Origin of the sequence: Leucobacter sp. 7(1), from assembly GCF_900163635.1 — a bacterium.
Lineage (GTDB): Bacteria > Actinomycetota > Actinomycetes > Actinomycetales > Microbacteriaceae > Leucobacter.
In genome coordinates this window covers 13034-33847 of sequence record NZ_FUID01000092.1, presented here as the reverse complement: position 1 = coordinate 33847, position 20814 = coordinate 13034, and the positions used below count along the sequence as shown (strand labels likewise).

At 66.5% G+C, this 20814-nt stretch carries 15 protein-coding genes; 7 read left to right on the top strand and 8 right to left on the bottom strand.

The genetic code is table 11. The annotated features are described in order from the left end of the window. Nucleotides 1-155 precede the first annotated feature (155 nt). Both FM113_RS16415 and FM113_RS16410 read right to left on the bottom strand, forming a co-directional pair. Nucleotides 156-1679 carry a DEAD/DEAH box helicase gene (locus FM113_RS16415; protein WP_087015912.1) on the bottom strand — a complete coding sequence of 508 codons (1524 nt, stop codon included), beginning with the start codon at nt 1677-1679 and terminating at the stop codon, nt 156-158. Between the two features lie 2 nt (nt 1680-1681). Beyond that, nucleotides 1682-5836 carry an efflux RND transporter permease subunit gene (locus tag FM113_RS16410; protein WP_087015911.1) on the bottom strand — a complete coding sequence of 1385 codons (4155 nt, stop codon included), beginning with the start codon at nt 5834-5836 and terminating at the stop codon, nt 1682-1684. 93 nt (nt 5837-5929) lie between these two features. On the opposite strand from FM113_RS16410, the gene FM113_RS16405 reads away from it, so the two are divergent. Next, the gene (locus tag FM113_RS16405) at nt 5930-7225 is read left to right on the top strand and encodes a DUF445 domain-containing protein (protein ID WP_254909060.1); all 1296 of its coding nucleotides are present in this window, start codon (nt 5930-5932) and stop codon (nt 7223-7225) included. Nucleotides 7226-7296: 71 nt separating this feature from the next. Here FM113_RS16405 and FM113_RS16400 read toward each other — a convergent pair whose 3' ends face one another. From FM113_RS16400 to FM113_RS16390, 3 genes are all read right to left on the bottom strand, one after another. Further along, on the bottom strand, nt 7297-8916 hold the full coding sequence (locus tag FM113_RS16400) for an S-layer homology domain-containing protein (protein ID WP_087015909.1): 1620 nt from the start codon (nt 8914-8916) through the stop codon (nt 7297-7299). Nucleotides 8917-9054: 138 nt separating this feature from the next. Further along, entirely contained in the window at nt 9055-10935 is a 1881-nt protein-coding gene (locus FM113_RS16395) for an O-antigen ligase family protein (protein WP_087015908.1), read from the bottom strand. A gap of 27 nt (nt 10936-10962) precedes the next feature. Beyond that, a complete protein-coding gene (locus tag FM113_RS16390) occupies nt 10963-11601 on the bottom strand; it encodes a hypothetical protein (RefSeq protein ID WP_087015907.1) in 639 nt (212 codons plus the stop codon). Between the two features lie 127 nt (nt 11602-11728). Here FM113_RS16390 and FM113_RS16385 point away from each other — a divergent pair, with 127 nt between their 5' ends. Next, nucleotides 11729-11914 carry a DUF3073 domain-containing protein gene (locus FM113_RS16385; protein ID WP_087015906.1) on the top strand — a complete coding sequence of 62 codons (186 nt, stop codon included), beginning with the start codon at nt 11729-11731 and terminating at the stop codon, nt 11912-11914. Between the two features lie 221 nt (nt 11915-12135). Here FM113_RS16385 and FM113_RS16380 read toward each other — a convergent pair whose 3' ends face one another. Next, a complete protein-coding gene (locus tag FM113_RS16380) occupies nt 12136-12879 on the bottom strand; it encodes a phosphoglyceromutase (protein ID WP_087015905.1) in 744 nt (247 codons plus the stop codon). Nucleotides 12880-12955: 76 nt separating this feature from the next. On the opposite strand from FM113_RS16380, the gene FM113_RS16375 reads away from it, so the two are divergent. Next, nucleotides 12956-14185 (top strand): alpha/beta fold hydrolase, encoded by a 1230-nt coding sequence (locus tag FM113_RS16375; protein WP_176387273.1) that lies wholly within the window; start codon nt 12956-12958, stop codon nt 14183-14185. Between the two features lie 41 nt (nt 14186-14226). On the opposite strand, the gene FM113_RS16370 is transcribed toward FM113_RS16375, so the two are convergent. Continuing rightward, a complete protein-coding gene (locus tag FM113_RS16370; RefSeq protein ID WP_087015903.1) occupies nt 14227-15360 on the bottom strand; it encodes a folate-binding protein YgfZ in 1134 nt (377 codons plus the stop codon). A gap of 156 nt (nt 15361-15516) precedes the next feature. Further along, nucleotides 15517-15819, bottom strand: a complete 303-nt coding sequence (locus FM113_RS16365; protein WP_254909059.1) for a hypothetical protein — start codon at nt 15817-15819, stop codon at nt 15517-15519. A gap of 113 nt (nt 15820-15932) precedes the next feature. Here FM113_RS16365 and FM113_RS16360 point away from each other — a divergent pair, with 113 nt between their 5' ends. From FM113_RS16360 to FM113_RS16345, 4 genes are read left to right on the top strand one after another with little or no spacing between them, the layout of a single operon-like run. After that, on the top strand, nt 15933-16613 hold the full coding sequence (locus tag FM113_RS16360; protein ID WP_087015902.1) for a winged-helix domain-containing protein: 681 nt from the start codon (nt 15933-15935) through the stop codon (nt 16611-16613). Beyond that, nucleotides 16610-17569, top strand: a complete 960-nt coding sequence (mshD, locus tag FM113_RS16355) for a mycothiol synthase (RefSeq protein WP_087015901.1) — start codon at nt 16610-16612, stop codon at nt 17567-17569. Before FM113_RS16360 ends, mshD begins: the two co-directional genes overlap by 4 nt. Next, on the top strand, nt 17566-19698 hold the full coding sequence (locus FM113_RS16350) for an RNA degradosome polyphosphate kinase (RefSeq protein WP_087015900.1): 2133 nt from the start codon (nt 17566-17568) through the stop codon (nt 19696-19698). Before mshD ends, FM113_RS16350 begins: the two co-directional genes overlap by 4 nt. Continuing rightward, entirely contained in the window at nt 19695-20654 is a 960-nt protein-coding gene (locus FM113_RS16345; RefSeq protein ID WP_087015899.1) for an NUDIX domain-containing protein, read from the top strand. The genes FM113_RS16350 and FM113_RS16345 overlap by 4 nt, the downstream gene beginning before the upstream one ends. Nucleotides 20655-20814 lie beyond the last annotated feature (160 nt).

Here is a 20814-nt window from a genome sequence, read left to right as displayed (position 1 = left end):
TCAGTGGTGAGGGCTTCCTGCTAGAGATAGGGCAGGTGTTGCACTCACCACCTGAAACCGCCGAAGGAATGACCCCGTTTTGCGTCCCCTCGGCGAAACAGCAGCCAGGGACAAGGAGCCGCGGGGCGCGAGGCGCGGGGCGCGGGGCGCGGAAGCTAGCGGCTCCGCTTCGCTCCGCCCGCAGCCTTCGGCACAAACTCCCCGAACTGCTCAGCCTCGATCCCGGCATGTTCCAGGATCTCGCGCATCGACTGCTCGCGAGGCTTCGGGATCACGGTCACCACGCGCCCGTCCCGGCCTGCCCGTCCCGTGCGCCCGGCGCGGTGCAAGTAGGTCTTGAAATCGTTCGGAGGATCTGCCTGAATGACGAGGTCGACGTCGTCAACATGGATCCCGCGCGCTGCCACGTCGGTGGCCACGAGCACCGAGGCCTTCCCCGTCGCGAACTGTGCGAGATTTCGCTCGCGCCGGGATTGGCTCAGGTCACCGTGCAGGGACGTGACGCGAAGTCCGGCATCTGCGAGCACCTCCGTGATCTGTTCGGCGTAGGCGCGGGTGCGGCAGAACAGGAGCACGCGACCCGGAGTCTTCGCGAGCTGCACCAGCGTCTGCTCCTTGTGGTCGCGCGCCACAGTGTAGACGCGGTGACGCACACGCCCGCTTGCCGCGGGCTCGGCCTCGTGGACGGCCGGATCGCGGAGGAACTCAGAGACAAGGGCGGACACCCCGCTGTCGAGCGTCGCCGAGAACAGGAGCCGCTGCCCGTCACGCTGGGTCTCGCGCAACACCCGCTGCACGGGTTCCAAGAAGCCTAGGTCGCACATGTGGTCGGCCTCGTCGAGCACGGTCACGAGGACGTCGCGAAGGTCGAGCTTGCGGCGGGTCACCAGGTCTTGCACGCGGCCCGGGGTGCCGATCACAATGTCGACGCCGCGTTCCAGCGCGTGGATCTGCGGGTCGATCGGGATACCACCCACCATCTGGGCGGTGTAGAACCCAACGGAGCGCGCGATGGGCTGCACGGTGCGGTCGATCTGCAGTGCGAGCTCACGGGTGGGCGCGAGGATCAGCGCGCGCGGGTTTCGCGTCACGGTGCGCTGGACACGCACGCCGCGCTGCGCGCGGGGAGACTTGCCGCCCGGCTTTGCCCCGAACGCACCCTCTGCCTTCAGCTTGAGCATTCGCTCGACGAGCGCCGCACCAAACGCGATCGTCTTTCCCGAGCCCGTGCGCGCACGGCCCAGAATGTCGCGCCCCGCGATCGTGTCCGGGATTGTGGCCACCTGGATCGGGAACGGTTGGTCTGCGCCCAGCTCCCCGAGTACACGAACGATGTTGCCGCCGAGTCCCAGATCGGTAAATTTCACGCCCGCGGCGTCTGTGGCGGTAGTGATCTTCGCGTCAAGCTTAGGTAGCGGCGTTGCCCCAGCGGCCGCCGGCTGACGGCGCGGCGCGCGCGCAGGTGCCGTGGAGGCACCGGAGGCGCCGGATCGGGGGGCTGCGTCGCTGCGTTTCGCATCGCCCTCGCGGCGATCCTTCGCCGCCCCCTCCGAACGGTCCCGCCGCGCGGGATCGGCGTCGTACGGCCGGGCACCCCCGTGAAACTTCCGCCCGCGAGGCTTCCGCCCCGGTTCGTAGTTCGCGGGTGGTTTAAAGCCCCGCCGCCCCTTCTGCGCCATGTCTACCGTTCATTGTCATCCGGGGCGACACCGTGCGCGCCGCCCTCATTCTTCGCCGGATCCGCGGCCGCGGACTCCCCAGTTGCGGAGGAGTCTGCCGCGACTTCCTCGTCAATCTCTTGTGTTGCTTGCCACAGCAACTGTTCCCAGTTCAGTTCCCCGGTGACCGGAGGTGCGGGTGCATCTGGCATCTGCGCAGGCACCGCGTCGATCTGTGTGGTGTCGTCGAGCTGTTCCTCGACAGGCTGTTCGTCCGTGAAGTCGAATACCTCCGGAGTGAACGCCGTCGTGTCGGCCTCCATCGTAGCGGCTTCCGCCTCGATGGGGGCGGCTGTGACCTCAGGCTCGGGTACTGACGGTGCGCTCGGTTCGGGCTCAGCGGGCTGATCCTCCACGGGCGCTTCAACCGGAACGGTGCCGCTGAGCCGGGCTTCAATGGGGTTGTCCGCTCCCACGAAGCCGAGGTCTTCGAGGTCGAGCGACATCTGCTGCGTGTTCGGTCCCGGTACCTCGGCCGGGGTTTCCGGCAGCGACACCGCGACGGGCTCGGGGGCTTCGGGCGCGGGAGGAACCATCGGCGGTTCAGGCAGGACGATGGGCACCGGGGCCGACACTGGCGCGGCGACCGGGGCCGGCACGGACTCGGCTACAAGCTCGGGCTCGGCCAACGGTTCTGCCACAAGCTCCGGCTCGGCGAACGGCTCTGCCTCTGAGGCAGGCTCGTCGGACGGCTCTACTTCTGAAGCAGGCTCGGCCACAGATACAGGCTGCGGTTCTACATTCAGCGTCGGCGCATTGGTGCCCGCAATGTCGGCGTGTGCGGCATCCACGACATCCGCGGCATCCGCATGACCGGCATTCGTGAGCGCCGCTGTCCCGGCGACCCCGCTGCCCGCGAGCACAAGCCCGTCCGGACTCGCCACCCCGGCGGTTGCCGCAGCGCGCCCCGCACCGCGTCGGCGCAGCGGCCCGCGTGGGCTTTTCGGTTCGCGCTCGGTGCCCGGATCCCGCGGCCCGTTCCGGCTCTCCCGGCGGCGTTCCACTGCGTAGTACAGGGTGGGGAGCACAACAAGGGTGAGCACTGTCGAGGAGAGGAGACCGCCGATCACCACGACGGCGAGCGGCTGCGAGATGAATCCGCCCTTGCCCGTGATCCCGAGGGCCATTGGCGTGAGCGCCAAGATTGTCGCGAGCGCGGTCATGACGATTGGGCGCAATCGCTGCAGCGACCCGTGTGTCACCGCTTGTTTCAATGGTTCCCCGCGGTCACGATACTGGTTGACGAGGTCGATAAGCACAATCGCGTTGGTGACCACGATCCCGATCAGCATCAGCACGCCGATGAGGGACGCGACGCCGAGTGGGATTCCGGTCACGATGAGGAGCAGGATCGCGCCCGTCGCCGCGAATGGCACGGAGATGAGCAGCAGGAGCGGCTGTAGCAGACTGCGGAACGTCGCCACCATCACCACGTACACGATCAGGATGGCAGCGAGCAGCGCGAGTCCCAGTTGCCCGAACGCCTCGGACTGCTGCGACATCACCCCGCCAATGCTCGCGTTGGCACCCGCCGGGAGCTCCACAGCGTCAAGCGCTCGGTTCACAGCGGCGCTCGCGGCGGTCAAATCGTCACCCTCGGGCAGGGCGGAGATTGTCACGACGCGCGCCGTGTCCTCGGTTCGGATCGTCACGGGTCCGTCCGCGACGGCAACGGTCGCGAGCGCGCTCAGCGCCTGCGGACCGACCGCGGTCTGGATCGGGAGCGCCGCGACACCAGCCTGATCCGTCGGTGCCACGGTGTCCGCGAGGTACACGGAGGTTGTGGCGGAGTTCAGGGTGATCTGCCCGATCTGGTTCGGCTGCATCTGTTGGGCGACCTGACCCGCGACGCCGGCCTCGGTCAGGCCGGCAGCGGCCGCGGCCGCACGGTCCACGGTGATGGCGAGGTAGGGGCGGGACAGCGCGAGGTCGCTCTCGACCTGCTTCAGGCCGTCCTGTTCCCGGAGCTCGGCGAGCACAGCATCGCTCGCGGTAGCGAGGGTCTCCTGATCCGGCGCGCTCACCACAACCTCGATGGCGCTCGACATGGTGACGCCGCCACCCGACTGACCCAGCGAGAATTCGCCCGCATTGTCCAGTCCGTTGACGGCGGATCGGATCGCGTCTTGCGCCTGCTCCTGGTTGACCTTCGGATCGGTAGTGAGCGAGTAGTTCACAGCCCCGTCGCCGCCACCGCCGAAGATCGCGGCCATGCCGCCACCGGAGCTTCCGATGGTCACCTGCACGGTCTCTACCTCGGGCAGATCAGCGAGGACGCCCTCGACCCGTTCCGCCTGTGCGAGCTGCGCATCAAGACTGGTGCCCGGCGTGAGCGTCTGCACGAGGCCCACCGAGTTCTGCTCGTCCGCACCCATGAAGTTAGTCTTCATCAACGGGCTCGCGGCGATCGTCCCGCCGAACACAAGCGCCGCGATCATGAGCGTCACCGCTGGGCGGCGCAGCGTCCAGTCGATCACCGGGTGGTACCAGCGCTGCAATCGGGTCGGCTGTGCCACGGCTTCGCCGACGGCAGTTTCCCGGCGGCGGGCGTGCTCCGGCTTCAGGAACCAGTACGCGAGCACCGGCACGATGGTGAGCGACACGAGCAGCGAGGCGACAAGCGCGATCGTGACCGTGAATGCGAACGGCCGGAACAGCTCACCCACCATGCCCGCGACAAATGCCATCGGCAGGAACACCGCGACGGTCGTGATTGTCGAGGCAGTAATTGCCCCCGCGACTTCGCGCACCGCCATGGTGATCGTCGCGGCGCGGTCGGTGTCGGAGACCAGATGTCGCTTGATGTTCTCGACGACCACGATCGAGTCGTCCACGACGCGGCCGATCGATATTGTGAGCGCGCCGAGCGTCAGCATGTTGAGCGTGTAGTCCGCGAAATTGAGGCCGATGAAGGTCAGCAGCACCGAGGTGGGGATCGAGATCGCCGTGACCAGAGTAGCTCGCACCGACATCAGGAAAACGAGGATCACCAGCACCGCAAAGAGCAGACCGAGCAGCCCCTCAGTTGTGAGTGTCTCGATCGAATCCTCGACGTACGGGGCCTGGTCAAAGACCACGCTGAGCTCGACCCCGCCGAGCTGATCCTCAAGCTCTGCGAGCTGATCTTGCACCGCGTGCGACACCTCGACGGTGTTTGCCGCGGAGGTCTTCGTGACGGCGATTGTCAGGGCCGGCGCGCCGTTCACCCGGGAGATGCTCTCGACCGGGCCCGGCTCAAGCCGCACTTCAGCGACGTCACCGATGGTGATCGGAGTGAGCACGGGTGCGGGCTGCACCTCGGGCTGCACGCCCGGACGCACCGGTGCCTGCTGCCGCGCAAGCTCCTCCTGCTGCGCCATGATCTGCTCGGCACTCACCGGAAGCGGAAGCGCCGCAATGTCTTCGGCGGAGGTGACTGTGCTCCCCGCTTGCACGGACAGGGTCTGATCGCCCTCGGTGATGGATCCGGCGGCCACGAGCACACCGCTCTGCTGCAGCGTGTCGGTGATGGACTGTGCGCCCAGCCCCTGCGCCCCGAGCGCTTCAAAGTTCGGGACAATCGTGATTCGGTCTGGCCGTGCACCCGACAGCTGCGCGTCGCGCACCCCATCGAGATCACTGAGGTCCGCGATCGCGATCCGCTCGACAACTTCGGCGGCCTGCTCTGGCGTCTGCCCTTCCGCGGGAGTGACCGCGATCTGAATCACCGGGAAGTCGTCGATACTCCCCGACATCACCTGCGTATCGGCCGCGGCGGGCAGCAGCTGCGAGATCCGGCTGACCGCGCGTTCCACTTTCTGTTCGGTGGCCGCAATGTCCACCCCGTAGGTGAACTGTGCCAGCACCATCGACGCCCCCGTGCTGGAGGTCGCGTTCGAGGACTCGAGCTGCGGCACACCGCGCAGCGCCGTCTCAATGGGGCCGGAGACTTCTTTGTTGACGACCTCGGGCGAGGCACCCGGGTAGCTCGTCACCACCGCGATCGCGGGGAACTGCACCGACGGCATCAGTTCTTGCTTGAGCGATCCGACGCCCAGCAGACCAAATACCGCGGCGACGATCGTCACGAGCGCGATCAGGGCACGGTTTTTCAGGCTCAGCGCCGTGAGATGGTGCATAAGGCCTGATTCTCCCACGCCAACGGGGCAAATGACGTATTCGAATCAGGAATCTCGTCCACGAACAGGTCCGCGACCAGCCATAATGGCGTCATGGCGCCCTCACGAAATGCCCGCACGCTGGGTGCGGTGTCCCCGGCAGATTTCCAACGGCTCCGCGACTTACGACGCATGCAGGGCATCGCCGTCGGGCTGCTTATCGGCATGGCCGTCGTCTTTGTTGTGTCATTTGTGCTGCAGGATCGATACCCCTGGCTCGGGTACGTCCGCGCGGCGAGCGAGGGCGGCATGGTCGGCGCACTCGCGGATTGGTTCGCGGTCACGGCGCTCTTCCGGCACCCTCTCGGGATCAAGATCCCGCACACCAATCTCATCTCTAACAAGAAAGACGAGATTGGCGAGGGCCTGGGCGCGTTTGTTGAGGAGAACTTCCTCGCCGACGAGGTGGTGCACGAGAAGCTCTCACAGGTCAGCGGTGCACGGATGGCCGGCGACTGGCTCTCCGAGCGGGCCAACGCTGAAAGGGTCGCCGAGATTGTCGCGAACGCGGGCCTCGGCGCACTGACAGTGTTGGACGATGGCGACGTGCAAGAGCTCATCGAGGTGCTCGTGAGGCGGCACGTCATCGAACCGGAGTGGGGCCCGCTGCTTGGACGCGCGGCCGAATCGTTCCTCGACGGCGGGCACCACGAGGCGCTCCTCGACATCGCAGCGGATCGCCTCGAGGATTGGCTGGTGCAGCACCCCGAGGCCTTTGATCGGGTCGTCTCCTCGCGGTTGCCGTCGTGGGTGCCGAGCATCGTAGATCGCTTCGTCGATACGCGCCTCCACGCGGAGGCCGTGCGGTTTGTGCAGACCGTCGCGGCGGATCCGAAGCACCCCTTCCGGCTCGCCGTGGGCAAGTTCCTCGGGGACCTCGCCCGGGATCTGCAGGAGCAGGAGCGATTGCAGGAACAGCTCGAGAGCTTCAAACACGAGGTGTTCGATAGCCCCCGCATCCGGGCGCTCGCGGCGAGCACCTGGGAGACAGCGCGGGCGGCGCTCGTCGCGATGCTCGAAGATCCGGCGAGCGACCTGCGCGTGCGGATGGTGAGCGCCGCACAGGACTTCGGTTGCAAGCTTGTGAGCGACTCGACGCTGCAGTACAAGATCGATGTGTGGGTGATGGGTGTCGTGGAACACCTGGTGCACCGCTACCGCCACGACCTGGCGGGCGTGATCAGTGAAACCGTGCAGCGCTGGGACGCGCGGGAGGCGGCCGAGAAGATCGAGCTTCAGGTCGGGAAGGACCTGCAGTTCATCCGGATCAATGGCACCGTCGTTGGCTCCCTCGCGGGACTCGCGATCTTCGCGATTGCCACGCTTGTCATCGCCCCGCTCGTCGGGTAGTTGCGCCGCACAACATGCCACGGGGCGGGCCGCGATCGCAGTGATCGCCTCCCGCCCCGTGCGTTGTGGTGTTACGGCTGTGCGCGGTAGAGGAACGCCGCCATCGCCTCACGCGTGACGTTGTTCTTCGGCGCGTACGTCGGCTTGCCACTGGGCTGCGTGATGCCCGTCGACAGACCACTCGAGTGCATCCAAGCGATCTCCGTGAAGAACTTGTCACCCGGCTTCATGTCAGCGAACGGCGAGACCTTCGGCGTCGCGGGCTTCTTGCCCGTGTCGATCCGGTACATGAACGCGGCCATCGCCTCACGCGTGATACTCGCCTTCGGCAAGTACTTCGCCGTGCCGTTCGCCTGCTTCACGCCGGTGGAGATCTTCGCATCCTTCATCCACGCGATCTCCTTGTAAAACTTGTCCGTCGTCTTCACATCGGTGAATGGCGACTTCGCCGGAGCCTTGTAGCCCGGCTTGCTGTACTGCCGGAACAGGAACGCCGCCATCGCCTCACGCGTCACGTTCTCCTTCGGCGCGTAGCGGTACGACCCATTCGGCTGCTTGATCCCAGTTGAGAGTCCGCTGGAGCGCATCCAGGTGATTTCTTTCGCGAACTTGTCGCCCGGCTTCACATCGGTGAATCCAGTCTGCGGAGGCTGCTGCTTCGCCGCGAAATCAAGGCCGGTCACTTTCTTCTTTGCCTGCACCGTCACCGTGCTCGCCTGCTTGGGATCCGAAACAAGGCCGCGGGTGGCGTGGTAATAGCCGAGAGCCTTCGGGCCCGATTGGCTCCATTCCACAATCGCAAGCGAGTAGCTCCCCGCGGCAAGATTTCGAGCCCAGCTCCGATCGTTCTCGATCTGCGCCGAGCCGAGCAGGCTCTCATCGGTGATGCTTCCTTGCCCGTCGAAGACGCTCTTTCCCGGACGCAGCATCAACACAGCTCCACCGTTGTCGCCGAGCTTGCCCACGGAGCTCGCAATCTTCCCTCCGAGTTGACCCGCAACGAGGGGTGCAAAGTCGACACCGTTCTGCGTTCGTCCGGCCTCCACGCGGACTTTCTTAGCCTGTCGAGAGTCAGCGGTTGCTTTTCCTTCACCGGCCCAGAAGCTTTGGGCATACCCGAACGGGGCTGCCGCACTCGTCTTCGACGAGGTTTCCGTGAAGCTCACGATGTAATCGGCAGTGTACGGGCAGGGCAGATACGACTGAGTCGGTGAGTCCCAAGCCTCTGTCACAACCGAGTAGTTCGCGGCAGCGTCCCCGTGGCCAAAGCACGACTGGGCGATGTTCCCGGGATTTGTCCCACCCACATAGAGCGACCCCGGCAGCTTCGGATCCCAGTTGTTGAGCTTGCCACGGAGGGTGGTCGCGCCCACCACTGCGTTGGTCTGGGGTGCGTCGGTAGCGGCGGACGGTACAGGCACCGCGGGTGTGTCCGTCGCGCGCTCGGGAGCAGCGGCTTCCTCCCCCGCCGAGGGGACTTCTGTTGCCGGCACCTCCGGCTCCGGGGTCAGCTCCGCAGGCACTTCCTCGGCACTCAGGTCGGCGGCAGTCTTGGGCTCGATCGGCACCTGTGCCGGTTCGTCGATCATCGCGACACCGGGGGCGGCGTTCGCTGCGAGGGGTGCCCCGAGCATCGCGGCGCTCACCAGCGCCGCGATTGCGAGGGACGTCTTGCGCCAGTTTCTTTGCATGGCAGTGCACTCCTTGTCAAGCCTGCGGCGGCCTCACTGGTCCGCCAAACGCACAGGGAGTGCGATCACACCTAACGGTACACGCATAGATTATTCATTGGCAAAGGAATGCTCCGTTGAATTCCGGCCCGGCACCCGCTACTCCGCGACGGCTGCCGCCCAATCTGCGGCGTCACGCACTGTCGTGTCCTCGGGCGCCAACTCCACGGCACGCTCAAGCAGTCGCCGCCCTTCGGCGACCTCCCCCACAAGGAGGGTGGTGACCCCCAGTTGCATCATCATCCTGGGATCGTGTGGCTGATCCCGCACAAGCGCCGCGAACTCCTCCTGCGCACGAATCAGATCCCCCACCGCCCGGAGCGAGACCGCCCGCGCCTCGCGCGCGGGCCGGCCCGCCGGGTCCAAGGCCAGCGCGCGATCCGCCCACCGCACCCCGAGCTCTCCGGCACCGTGTGCGCCACCGTTCGCGTGCGCCGCGAAGGTTTGCGCCGCAATTGAAGGAAGCTCAGCATCCCACGGGCGCAGCGCCGCTGCGGCCACAAATGCGCGATCCGCAGATTCCGCCGAGGTAGCTCCCACACCACCGGCAAGCGGATACTCGGCTGCCGTCACGAACGCGAGCGCAACGCACCAGGCCGAGACGAGTCCGAGCCGGGTGCGCCTCCAGCGCGGCCCCTCGGCCCCCCGAGTACCCTGCGCACACACAACGCCGGCCAAGAGACCAGCGAGCAGGGCCGTCGCGGGCACCGGAAAGTGTGTCAGCCACCCGATGCAGAGCGCACTGAGACCACCGGCGGCCCCGGCAACGCGGAGCGACCACTCGTCAACTGCCGAAGAGGGATTCTTCAGACCGGACACGGCACCAGCGCAGCGCAGCGCCTGGACAGCGGAGCTTCCCAGTGCCCCCACAAGGAGCACCGCGATGAGTAGCAACACGATTCCCCCGCTGACTGCGGCTTGCAGAGCCCAGTTGTGCGGGGATTCGAGTACCGTTCCGGGCGTCACCGTCGCAAACCACTCGGGTCCGTGACGCACCGCGATCGCGTCCGCGTACCCGGCGGGTCCGACACCCCACCAGGGCGCATCCAAGATCAGCTGAAGGGTCTCGCGCCAGATCAAGCCGCGATCCGCCACCGTTTGGGCAGCCAGATTACTCACGCCCAGGAGCCGATCTCGGGCAAGCGGGGTCGTCAGTACAGTAACGCCGGCGATGCCCAGCACCGCAAGCCCCGCCCACAATCCTCGCAGACGCTCCGAACGCGAGCCCCGCCACCGCGGACCGGCCCACCCCAACCAGGTAACAACCACTCCCACCCCGAGCGCGAGCATTCCCGCCCGCGAACCAGAGCAGGCCACCGTCACGACCCCGGCGAGGAGCGCACTGCCGGGGAACAGCCACGTCCGCAGTGCCCGACCACGCGCGATCCGGTCCACGACTACCGGCAGCACCACAGCCACGAACGCCGCCCCCACGAGGCCCTGATCGGTCGCGTTCCCGAGCAGCGCACCCGGGCGCGAAAGGTCCGACGCGATCGGACGGAGACCCACCGCTTCAAGCACACTCACACAGCCGAGCACCAACGACCCCAGCGAGACACTTCGTGTCCAGGCACCATGCCGGACCTGCCCCGCGGCTGGACCGAGGAGCCGCGCGCCCGCCCAAATCGCTGCAGCGACAACTGGCAGGAGCACGAGCCCCTCAGAGCGCGGCCAGCGACCCCCGAGCGCCGTGAGCGGTTGCGCCGAAAGGAGCGCCGCAACCCCCAAGACCACAGCTCCGGCGAGGCACAGCGACGCAACAATTCGGGACACTCGTCCCGCGGGCCACGCAACGCAGGCAAGCACCACCGCGATGAGAAACACACAAATCTTTGGCATGTCCCAACGCGAGAACGCGCCGGGGAAGAACACAAGAATGGCGAACACCGAGATCCAGATCGCCGCCAACCCCCAGCGATCGCCTGCCCGGATCGACTGCAACTCATCGCCACGCCCGCGCAACACACGCACCCTCGTCATTGAGTCTCGGCTTCTGTGAACGGGAAGCTACTCAGCGAACGCGACCGGAAGCAGCATGTCCTGCACCCGATCCTTGCCCGCGGTGTGGTCCGCGCGCGTCGCAAGTGCGCAGCGGTTCTCGCGGCAGTCGAAACCGTCCACGACGGGGTCGGGCACGGTCAGTGTGGCGGTGAAGGTGCCGCGCTCAGCATCCGCATAGCCCTGGGTCGCGAACGCGCGCCACGCCCAGGCGTCTGTGATCCACGCACTCGACAATCCGGCTTGCGCCCCGGCGTCCCCGGCTTCCGCCCCCTCGGGCACACCGCCCAAACAGGGCCCAGGTTTCTCGTCTGCCGACGCCGGGATCCCGCAAATGGCTAGGTATATGCCGATCCCTGCATTAAAGCCTTCCCCCGTCACTACCAGCGTATCGCCGGGCGCGACGGCGCTGAGGCCAGCTGGCTTCCCATCAGGGGTTTCCACACTCAAGGTCCGCGTACGGCCATCCTCACCGGTGGCTGAAACTTGCGACACGGTCCCTGCCGGGATCTCCTGGCCGGAGCCTCCGGCGCTCTGATGCGTCAGGATCGGGAGCAGCACCGCTACTACACCTCCGAGCACCAGCACCGCGATCCCGAGCAGCACAAAGAGCACGATCCTGAGCGGGCGTCGAGGTGAACGAGTCATGCTCTCATCGTAACGGGCGGACCAGCGCGCATGCCGGTCATGCTAGAATCTGCACCATACGTCTATAAATTGGTACCTGCCTCGCGGCGCATATTGCGTGAGGCCCGACTGTGTAAGGGGGTCACGCATGGGGCGCGGCCGTCAGAAGGCAAAGCACACCAAGGTCGCACGGGAGCTGAAGTATTTCAGCCCCGATACGAACTACTCGGCGCTTGAGCGAGAGCTCGCATCTGAATCCGAGAAGCATTCGAGCGAAGACCCCTGGGGCGAGTACGCAGAGAAGTACAACGCCGACGAGAAGGACGACGACTAACCCTCGTCCCCCGTCGACTCCCGTTCGAGCGGACACGGACGCACACACGCTGCGCTCCGGTCCGCTCGAGTGTTTGAGCCGCGCCACCATGCGCGCGCCAGGAGTTCGCTATCCAGGAGCTTTGCTCACCCGACCTGGGAACGCTGAGCCAAGAAACACCTGTGGCCCCGCGGTGGTGACGTTCACCGCGGGGCCACAGGTGTACCCATAGCGACTCTGGGCTAGTGCTTACCCTGAGCTGCCACTGCAGCGGCGGCGGTCGCGGCAGCCTCAGGATCGAGGTACTCCCCAGGTGCCGAGGGGGTGCCGTCCTCGTTGATCTGGTACACGAGCGGCATGCCCGTGGGGATATTCACTCCGGCGATGTCCGCATCAGAGATCCCATCGAGGTGCTTCACGAGCGCGCGCAGCGAGTTGCCGTGCGCGGTAACGAGCACAGTCTTACCCGAGTTGAGATCAGGCAAGATCGACTGCTCCCAATACGGCACCAGGCGGTCAATCACGTCTTTGAGGCACTCGGTCTGCGGGCGGTTGCCATCGATGCCGTCGTAGCGGGGGTCGTTCGCCTGGGACCACTCGCTCGCGTCATCCAACGCGGGCGGCGGTGTGTCGAACGAGCGTCGCCACTCCATGAACTGTTCCTCGCCGTACTTCGCGAGCGTCTCAGCCTTGTCCAGGCCCTGCAGCGCGCCGTAGTGACGTTCGTTCAAACGCCACGAGCGGGTCACCGGGATCCACAGGCGATCCGCGGTATCGAGCGCGAGATTGGCCGTCTGAATTGCACGGCTCAACAGCGAAGTATGGAGCACATCCGGCTGCAGCCCGGCAGCAGCGAGCTGCTCGCCCGCGCGCGCGGCCTCGCCGCGGCCCTGCTCGGTGAGGCGCACATCCACCCAGCCTGTGAAGAGGTTTTTCTGGTTCCACTCGCTCTGTCCGTGGCGAAGCAAGATCAGCGTGTTCGTCATGCTGGTAGCCTACCGCTCGTGGGGGAATCATCCCCGCGCACCCGTCGAGGTCGCGGCCGATTCACACAGGAGCACCATGCCAGGCGAGCTTCCCGACGCATCCAGCAGACCCCAGCAGGCCGAACGCCTGCGGCGGGCCCACCAGGTCCGCACCGTGCACCGGGCACTCCCCGACGGTGGCCTTTTCAGTCTCGCCTACACGCGCACCGGCCCCACGTCGCAGACACCGGTCCTCGTGTTTCCCGGCGGCCCCGGACTCGGGTCGGTCGTACCCTACGCAGGCTTGCGGCGGCGGGCGAGCCGCTTGGGTCTCGACCTCATCATGGTGGAGCACCGTGGCGTGGGCCTCTCCCGGACCCGCGCGGACGGCACCGATCTTCCCCGCTCCGCAATGCGGATCGCGGCGGCCGTCGACGACGCGGCGGCGGTGCTCGACGCTGAAGGAGTCTCCCGCGCAGTGATCGCCGGATCGTCGTACGGAAGCTACGTGGCGCAACGCTTCGGGGTGCGTCACCCCGACCGGGTGTCGGCAATGGTGCTCGACTCAGCGATGCTCGACGAGGACTCCGGAGTATCGGCCGAACGCGCGCTGCACGAACACTACTGGGAGGGAGCCGTGACGGAAACAGCACCGCTCGCCACGCGCGTCCGGCACGTCACGGCGCAGGATCCTGGCGGAGTTGATGGCCTGGGTTTTGTGCTGCAACTGCTGCATGAGTTCGTGGGTCCCGCCGCCGTTGCGCGGTACCTATCGCTCCGCGAAGCGGGCCGCGGGCGCAACTTCACCCGCTGGGCGGCGGCACTGGGACGCGGGGAGATTTCGCGGGTTGTGCCGTTTCGGATGGAGTTCGACCTCGTCGGCGAAATCGCGTTCCGCGAGCTTGGCTATGGCCGGGAAGACTCACACACACAGCTCACTCAATCAGGCCAGTTTGCGGACAGTGCGGCGGACTTCTCACCGTTTACGCCGCCAAGCGTGCCGTTGTCCGCTCAGCTCGACCGTTTCACCTGGCCCACCGTGCTGCTCTCCGGCGACCGGGACCTCCGAACACCGCGCAGCGAGAGCACCCGAATCGCCGAGCTTGTGCCGGAGCCTCATCTGATCCCGATCCGAAGGCACGGGCACAGCGCCCTTGATTTCGCGCCTCAGCTGGCACTTGGCGTGTTCCAGGCCGTGACCCTAGGGCTCGGTGCCGAAGGGAGTATCGGCGACAATCTGCCCCAGGAACTCGTGGCACCGCGGAGCATCGCCTCACGAATGATCGGGGCACGCCTCGCGGCCGCAGAGCTCCCGTTAGCGCGCTGAGTCTTCAAGCTGGGCAGCCGACAGCACCCCACGCGCCGCAGTTAGAGTCGCTTGAGGCGCGGCACGTCCCGCGCCGCTCCGGCATCCGCGGGCACAATGACCTCTTGCGTCGCGGCGAGGACCTCGGTGACCTCCGCGTGCGGATCGTCGCCCGTCTCCCCGCCACGCACCTCAAGCTCCGCATCTTCGGGAACCGAGCGCTTCAGCAACACAAGGGCAATCGCCCCCCACTCGTGGTGCAGGGCGGACCGAGTGACCCGGCCGACCGGGCGGGCCGCGGGATCCTGTGCGCCGCCGGCGAGGTGCACGAGCGCCCCCGGCACGGGCAACGAACCGCCCGAGCCGTCAAGGTGGAGCAGCGCGAGGCGCCGAGGCGGGTGCCCCAGGTTGTGCACTTTCGCGACAGTCTCCTGCCCTCGGTAGCACCCCTTTGTCAGATGCACTGAGGTGCGGAGCCAGTCGAACTCGTGCGGGATCGAACGATCATCGACATCGGCGTGCTGGGTGGGGCGCCACGCCCGCACCTCCAACGCGTCGAGCGCGAGCGTGCCGGCGGCGCGGACCTCACCCAAGCGAATGCGCTCAGCCAGGCCCGCAAGCGCGGGCCGCGGAAACACAAACTGGGAGGCGGACCACTCAGCCCCTGCGTGCTCGGCACCGCGTTGGTACTGGATCCCCCCGGGCAGCACGCCCGCCCACGGGTCGCGCCATTCCGCAACAGGATCAGATCCGCGGAGCAACTCGGCCGCTGGCCCGGCAAACGCGAGCACGGCTGCGTACTCGTCCGATGCATCGCGGACCGCAACTCGCAGCGCAAACCGCATGCGGGTGAGATACGCCGCGAGTGGCTCAGCAGAGCCTTCATCGACAAGCAGCCACGCACGTTCGCCGTCGTCGACGAGGCGGATCGCGCGTTCGATGCGGCCGTTCGGGTCGAGCAGCAGGGTCTCAGTGCTCTCTCCGGGCCGGAGCCCCGTGAGTCGCTGGCTTGTCATCGAGTGCAGCCAACTCAGCCGGTCCTCGCCCTCGACGATCACCACGCCGCGATGCGAGAGATCGACAATCGCGGCCCCCGCATCGAGGGCGCGCTGTTCAGCGAGCGGCTCACCATAATGAGCGGGCACACCAAATTCGGGAACCAGCACGGCCCCGGGAAGACTACCGAACGCAGTCATCACACCACCGCAGCCACGGACAAAACCAGCTCGTGGTTACCGCTGGCCCTTGAAGAGCTTGTAAATCACGGTGCCGGAGACCCAAGCGATCGCCAGGGACGCGAGGCCCAGGAGGCCGATGAAGAAAAGTTCCAGTGCAAGCAGCATGGCACCAGTCTAGCCGAAGAGTGTCCATGCGATGTCGATGACCGCGATCACCAGGACCGAGCCCGCGACACTAAACGCCACGCGGGTAATAAACCCGACCCGCTGTGCGGTTCCGAGCTGCAGGCCAAACGTCACAAGCGTGCTCGCCCCGACCGCAAACGCAAGCCAGGAGAAACGCTCCTCGGACGGCACGAAGAGCGTCACCAGTACCCCGATCACCGCGGCAACTGCCCACGCAATGATGAGACGCGGGACGTGCCAGGAGTGCACGTCAGGCATCTCTGGGGCGGTTTCGGGCTTCTCGTCGGTCACGGGGCCATCCTCCCATACGCGGCCTGATCAGGGCACACCTCCCGCTCGGCTCGCACGGAGTCCACGCCCTACACTGGTATTCTGCGCTACGGAACGAGGAAGGGAGCACGGCGATGGAGCTGCTCTGCCTCACAGACAGGGACCCAGCCGAATCTTTGCCTGGGCTCGACCTTCTGCCGCATGAAATCCGAACATCACCGTTGTCACTCCCGGTGACCACCACGCTTGTCGCCCGCTTCGACGCGCTCCTGATTGATGGCACGCTGGATGCACGCCGGGCCCGCGCCGCGTGCCTGAATCTCAGCGGCGGATCCGACACCCCGCGCGTCGTGATCCTGCCAGAACTCGCGCTCACCGCGCTTACTCCTGAATGGGGCATTGCCGAGTTCATCCTCCCCACGGCGAGCCCCGCAGAGATCGAGGTGCGGCTGCGGCTGTTGGAACAGCCCGTTTCCCCCGCGCCACCCGCAGCCGTGCACTCCGCCGGTGTGGTGATCGACGAGTCAAACTTCACCGCGCGGCTCTTCGGCCGCCCCCTCGATCTCACCTACAAAGAGTTCGAACTGCTGCATTTTCTCGCGGCAAACCCGGCTCGTGTGTTCACTCGGGATCAGCTTCTCAGCGAGGTATGGGGCACCGATTACTTCGGCGGGACCCGGACCGTCGACGTCCACGTGCGACGCCTGCGCGCCAAGCTCGGCGACCATGAGGCGCTCATCAGTACCGTGCGCGGCGTCGGTTACGGCTTCGCCCGCGCCCGCTCGACCGACGACAGTGAGGAGTCAATCGCATGATCACCCTGCACCAACTCACAGGCGCCCCCGATGCCGCGCTCACCGCGGCACGCGCGCTCATCGCCGATGCGGCCGCGGCAGACGGCCGAGACCCCGTTTCCGACCAGGCACTCCTCGCGGTAGCGCAGGGCCAGCGTGAACTCGTCCTCTTCGCGGAGTCCCCCGTTGCTGAGCGCATCGTGGCCGCAGGCATCGTCGGCGAAGGCGAGCTTGACCTCGTCGTCCGGCCAGACGAGCGCGGCCGCGGTGTCGGATCCGCCGCCCTCACCGCGCTCACCTCCCGCGCCGACGAAGCCGCCCCCGAGGGCGCCGCCAGCCCGGTCCAGTTGCTCGCGTGGGCCCACGGTGACAACCCCGCAGCCGAGGCGATACTCTCACACGCCCGCTTCGTCCCCGTGCGTTCCCTGTACCGGATGGCGCTCGATCCGGCGCTGCTCCCGCAGCCTTCCCCCGAGTTCCATGCCGCCGATCCGGCTCTGGCGCTCTCCTCCTTCGAACCGGCACGAGACGCCGCCGACTGGGTGCGCGTGAACGCCGCCGCGTTCGCCACACACCCCGAGCAAGGGCGAATCACCGAGTCAGACTTCGCGCTGATCCGCGACGAACCGTGGTTCGACCCACAAGACCTCCTCATGCTCCGCGATGCAGACGGTAGCATCCTCGGCTCCGCCTGGATCAAAACCGTCCGAGACCAGGCTGCGGAAACCATCGACACGGAGCTGTACGCTGTCGGCGTGGATCCTGCCCACGCCGGACGGGGCCTCGGCCGCGTCCTCTTGAACGCGGCGCTCGCGCGCTTGGCTGAGCACGCTCCACGCTCTGTGACGCTCTATGTCGATGGTGACAACGAACGCGCGGTGCGACTGTACGAAACCGCGGGGTTCACCATTGATTCACGCAGCCGTCAGTGGGCCAGGCGTGCCGCGGACAGCGCAGATGCAAGAATGAACGCATGAGCGAAGAAACGCCCGCCACCGCCACCGCCACCGCCCTCGCACCCCTTCCCGAGGATCGGTACATCGACCGCGAGCTCAGTTGGCTCGCGTTCAACCAGCGCGTGCTCGAATTGGCGGAGGATCCGACGGTCCCGCTCCTCGAGCGGTCGAACTTCCTCGCGATCTTCGCTTCGAACCTTGACGAGTTCTTTATGGTCCGCGTGGCGGGCCTGAAGCGCCGCATCGTCACTGGCCTCGCGCTCCCCACAAACGTGGGCCGCGCACCGACCGACGTGCTCGCCGACATCAACCGCACGGCCTACGAGCTGCAACTGCGTCACGCCCGCTGTTTCCAGGAGCAGGTGCAGCCCGCTCTCGGCGAGGCCGGCATCAAGATCGTGGGCTGGGAAGAGCTCGACGCCGCGGACCGCGAGGTGCTGACGGAGTACTACGAGCAGCGCGTGTACCCGGTACTCATGCCGCTCGCGGTCGATCCGGCGCACCCCTTCCCCTACATCTCCGGCCGTGCCCTGAACCTTTCGATCCGGGTCCGCAATCCCCGCACTGAGAAGATCGAATTTGCGCGCCTGAAGGTGCCGCAGATGATCCCGCGCTACGTCCGCGTAGATCGGCGTGAGGACGAGGACCACATCCGGTTTATTCCGCTCGAAGCTCTCATCGCGAACCAGCTCGACGGCCTGTTCCCCGGCATGGAGGTCATGGACCACCACGTGTTCCGGGTGACGCGCAACGAGGACATGGAGATCGAAGAGGACGAGACTGAGAACCTGATTCAGGCCCTCGAAAAGGAGTTGCTGCGTCGCCGCTTCGGCCCGCCCATCCGCCTCGAGATCTCGGACGATATGGATCCCGCGACGCTTGAGCTCCTGGTGCGCGAGTTCGATATCGACGAGGAGCAGGTCTACACGCTGCCCGCGCCACTCGATCTGAGTGGCCTGTTTGCGTTCGCACGAATCCCGCGCCCCGACCTGAAGTTCAAACCGCACATTCCGGTTACTCACCCGCAGTTCCGCACGAATAGTCCGAGTGAGGCACCGGACACCTTCGCGGCCATCGCGCAGCGCGAGGTTCTGGTGCACCACCCGTACGAGTCGTTCTCGACGAGCGTGCAGGCATTCCTTGAGCAGGCCGCCACCGACCCCGATGTGCTGGCCATCAAGCAGACGCTGTACCGCACCTCGGGCGACAGCCCCATCGTCGCCGCCCTCATCAAGGCGGCCGAGGCGGGCAAGCAGGTGCTGGCGCTCGTCGAGGTGAAGGCACGATTCGACGAAGAGGCGAATATCACCTGGGCGCGCAAGCTTGAGCAGGCGGGCGTGCACGTGGTCTACGGGCTCGTGGGCCTCAAAACCCACTGCAAGCTCGTGCAGGTGATCCGTGAGGAGGGTGGGCGGCTCGCCCACTACTGCCACATCGGAACCGGCAACTACAATCCGAAAACAAGTCGAATCTATGAAGATTTCGGACTGTTCACCTCGTCCCCCGAGGTCAGCCGCGACGTCACGAAGCTCTTCAACGTGTTGTCCGGATACGCAATCGAGACCGACTATGACCGTCTCCTCGTGGCCCCGCTCCAGCTGCGGAGCGGGCTGCTCGAGCGGATTGAGCGCGAAGCCGACGCGGCCCGAGCCGGCAAGCCCAGCGGGATCAAGCTGAAGGCCAACTCGATGGTCGACGAAGCCATCATCGACGCGCTCTACCGCGCCAGCCAGGCTGGCGTTCCCATTGAGGTGTGGGTGCGCGGGATCTGCTCGATCCGCGCGGGCGTGCCCGGTCTATCCGAAAACATCCAGGTACGTTCCGTGCTGGGGCGCTACCTCGAGCACTCCCGTATCTACGCGTTCGCAAACGGCGGGGAGCGCGATGTCTTCATCGGCAGCGCCGACCTCATGCACCGCAACCTCGATCGCCGCATCGAGGTGCTTGTGCGCCTCACGGACCGCGAGCATCTCGCCCGCGTGGACCGCTTCTTCGAGTACGCCTTCCGCGACGATGTGTCATCGTGGCGGATGCTGCCCGACGGGACCTGGCAGCGCCGGGTCATCAGTGAAGAGGGCGAGCTGCTCCCCGATCTCCAGGACCTCGTGATGACGGACCGGACTCAGGCGAGGGCACGGCGTCCTCGGTGAGTAACGAACTCCTCGCCGCCGGCACGGTGTGCTGGCGGCGAGTCCCGTCCCCGGTCGGCGAAAAGTTGCACGTGCTGCTGATCCACCGCACTAAGCAACGCGATGTGTCTTTCCCCAAGGGCAAACTCGATCCTGGTGAGAGTATGCCGCAGGCAGCCGTGCGCGAAACTGCCGAAGAGACTGGGCTCCAGGTATCCCTCGGCGTGATGCTCGGCACGATTCATTACGCGCTCACCGGCGGGCGTGAGAAAACCGTGCAGTACTGGGCGGCCGAGGTGACCGGTGCGGCTGCACTCGCCTCCACGTTCACCCCGAACAATGAGGTGCAGGCGCTGGAGTGGGTGCCCGTCGAAGAGGCACGCCGCCGCCTCACCTATAAGGCCGACCGCGAGCTGTACGACGTGTTTCTCAGGCTTGCCCAACACGAGCTCCTCGATACCTTTTCCGTCACTCTGCTGCGGCACGCGAAGGCCGAGCCTCGCGGCACAGATACCCCCGAGGATCACCTCCGCGAGCTCACCGCCGACGGGGTTCGGCAGGCCCAGACCCTCGTCCCGATCCTCGAAGCGTTTGGCCCACGGCGGATTCACTCCTCGACGGCGCGGCGTTGCCTGGACACAGTGGCTCCCCTCGCAGATCACCTCGGGAAGCGTGTGCGAGAGTCTGAGGCGCTCAGCCAAGACTTCTGGGATGCCGGTGACCTCACGGCCACCCGGCGCCTGATGGGCAAGATCATCACGCGGGGGAAAAACACGATCGTGTGCAGCCACCGGCCTGTGCTGCCGGACCTTGCCCGGGAACTCGTACTCGCGACTGGCAGCCTCCCCGGCGACTACCTCACGGCGGCCGCGGGGCTTCCACCCGCGGGGTTTTGCGTGTTCCATTTCTCCCGCACCCGCCCCGGTGCCGGGATCCTCGCTGTGGAAAGCTACCCGCTCAAGCTCATCCGGAGCTAGGGCGGGCAGCCATAGACTCACTCCCCCGGAGATTCTCGGCCCAGGTGCCGGATCCGAAGCAAAATCTCCGAGGTTCTCGTGAATCTCCGCCCGGCTCGTGAGTCTCCCGCACGCACGATCAGCTGAACCCAGGGTGACGAGCAGGTGCCGCCACGCGCCA

Coding starts and splice junctions, on each gene's coding strand:
- mshD (WP_087015901.1), top strand. CDS start 16,610: ATGATCACCCTGCACCAACTCACAGGCGCCCCCGATGCCGCGCTCACC.
- FM113_RS16375 (WP_176387273.1), top strand. CDS start 12,956: ATGCCAGGCGAGCTTCCCGACGCATCCAGCAGACCCCAGCAGGCCGAA.
- FM113_RS16390 (WP_087015907.1), bottom strand. CDS start 11,601: ATGACTCGTTCACCTCGACGCCCGCTCAGGATCGTGCTCTTTGTGCTG.
- FM113_RS16360 (WP_087015902.1), top strand. CDS start 15,933: ATGGAGCTGCTCTGCCTCACAGACAGGGACCCAGCCGAATCTTTGCCT.
- FM113_RS16350 (WP_087015900.1), top strand. CDS start 17,566: ATGAGCGAAGAAACGCCCGCCACCGCCACCGCCACCGCCCTCGCACCC.
- FM113_RS16410 (WP_087015911.1), bottom strand. CDS start 5,836: ATGCACCATCTCACGGCGCTGAGCCTGAAAAACCGTGCCCTGATCGCG.
- FM113_RS16395 (WP_087015908.1), bottom strand. CDS start 10,935: ATGACGAGGGTGCGTGTGTTGCGCGGGCGTGGCGATGAGTTGCAGTCG.
- FM113_RS16400 (WP_087015909.1), bottom strand. CDS start 8,916: ATGCAAAGAAACTGGCGCAAGACGTCCCTCGCAATCGCGGCGCTGGTG.
- FM113_RS16380 (WP_087015905.1), bottom strand. CDS start 12,879: ATGACGAACACGCTGATCTTGCTTCGCCACGGACAGAGCGAGTGGAAC.
- FM113_RS16415 (WP_087015912.1), bottom strand. CDS start 1,679: ATGGCGCAGAAGGGGCGGCGGGGCTTTAAACCACCCGCGAACTACGAA.
- FM113_RS16370 (WP_087015903.1), bottom strand. CDS start 15,360: ATGACTGCGTTCGGTAGTCTTCCCGGGGCCGTGCTGGTTCCCGAATTT.
- FM113_RS16405 (WP_254909060.1), top strand. CDS start 5,930: ATGGCGCCCTCACGAAATGCCCGCACGCTGGGTGCGGTGTCCCCGGCA.
- FM113_RS16385 (WP_087015906.1), top strand. CDS start 11,729: ATGGGGCGCGGCCGTCAGAAGGCAAAGCACACCAAGGTCGCACGGGAG.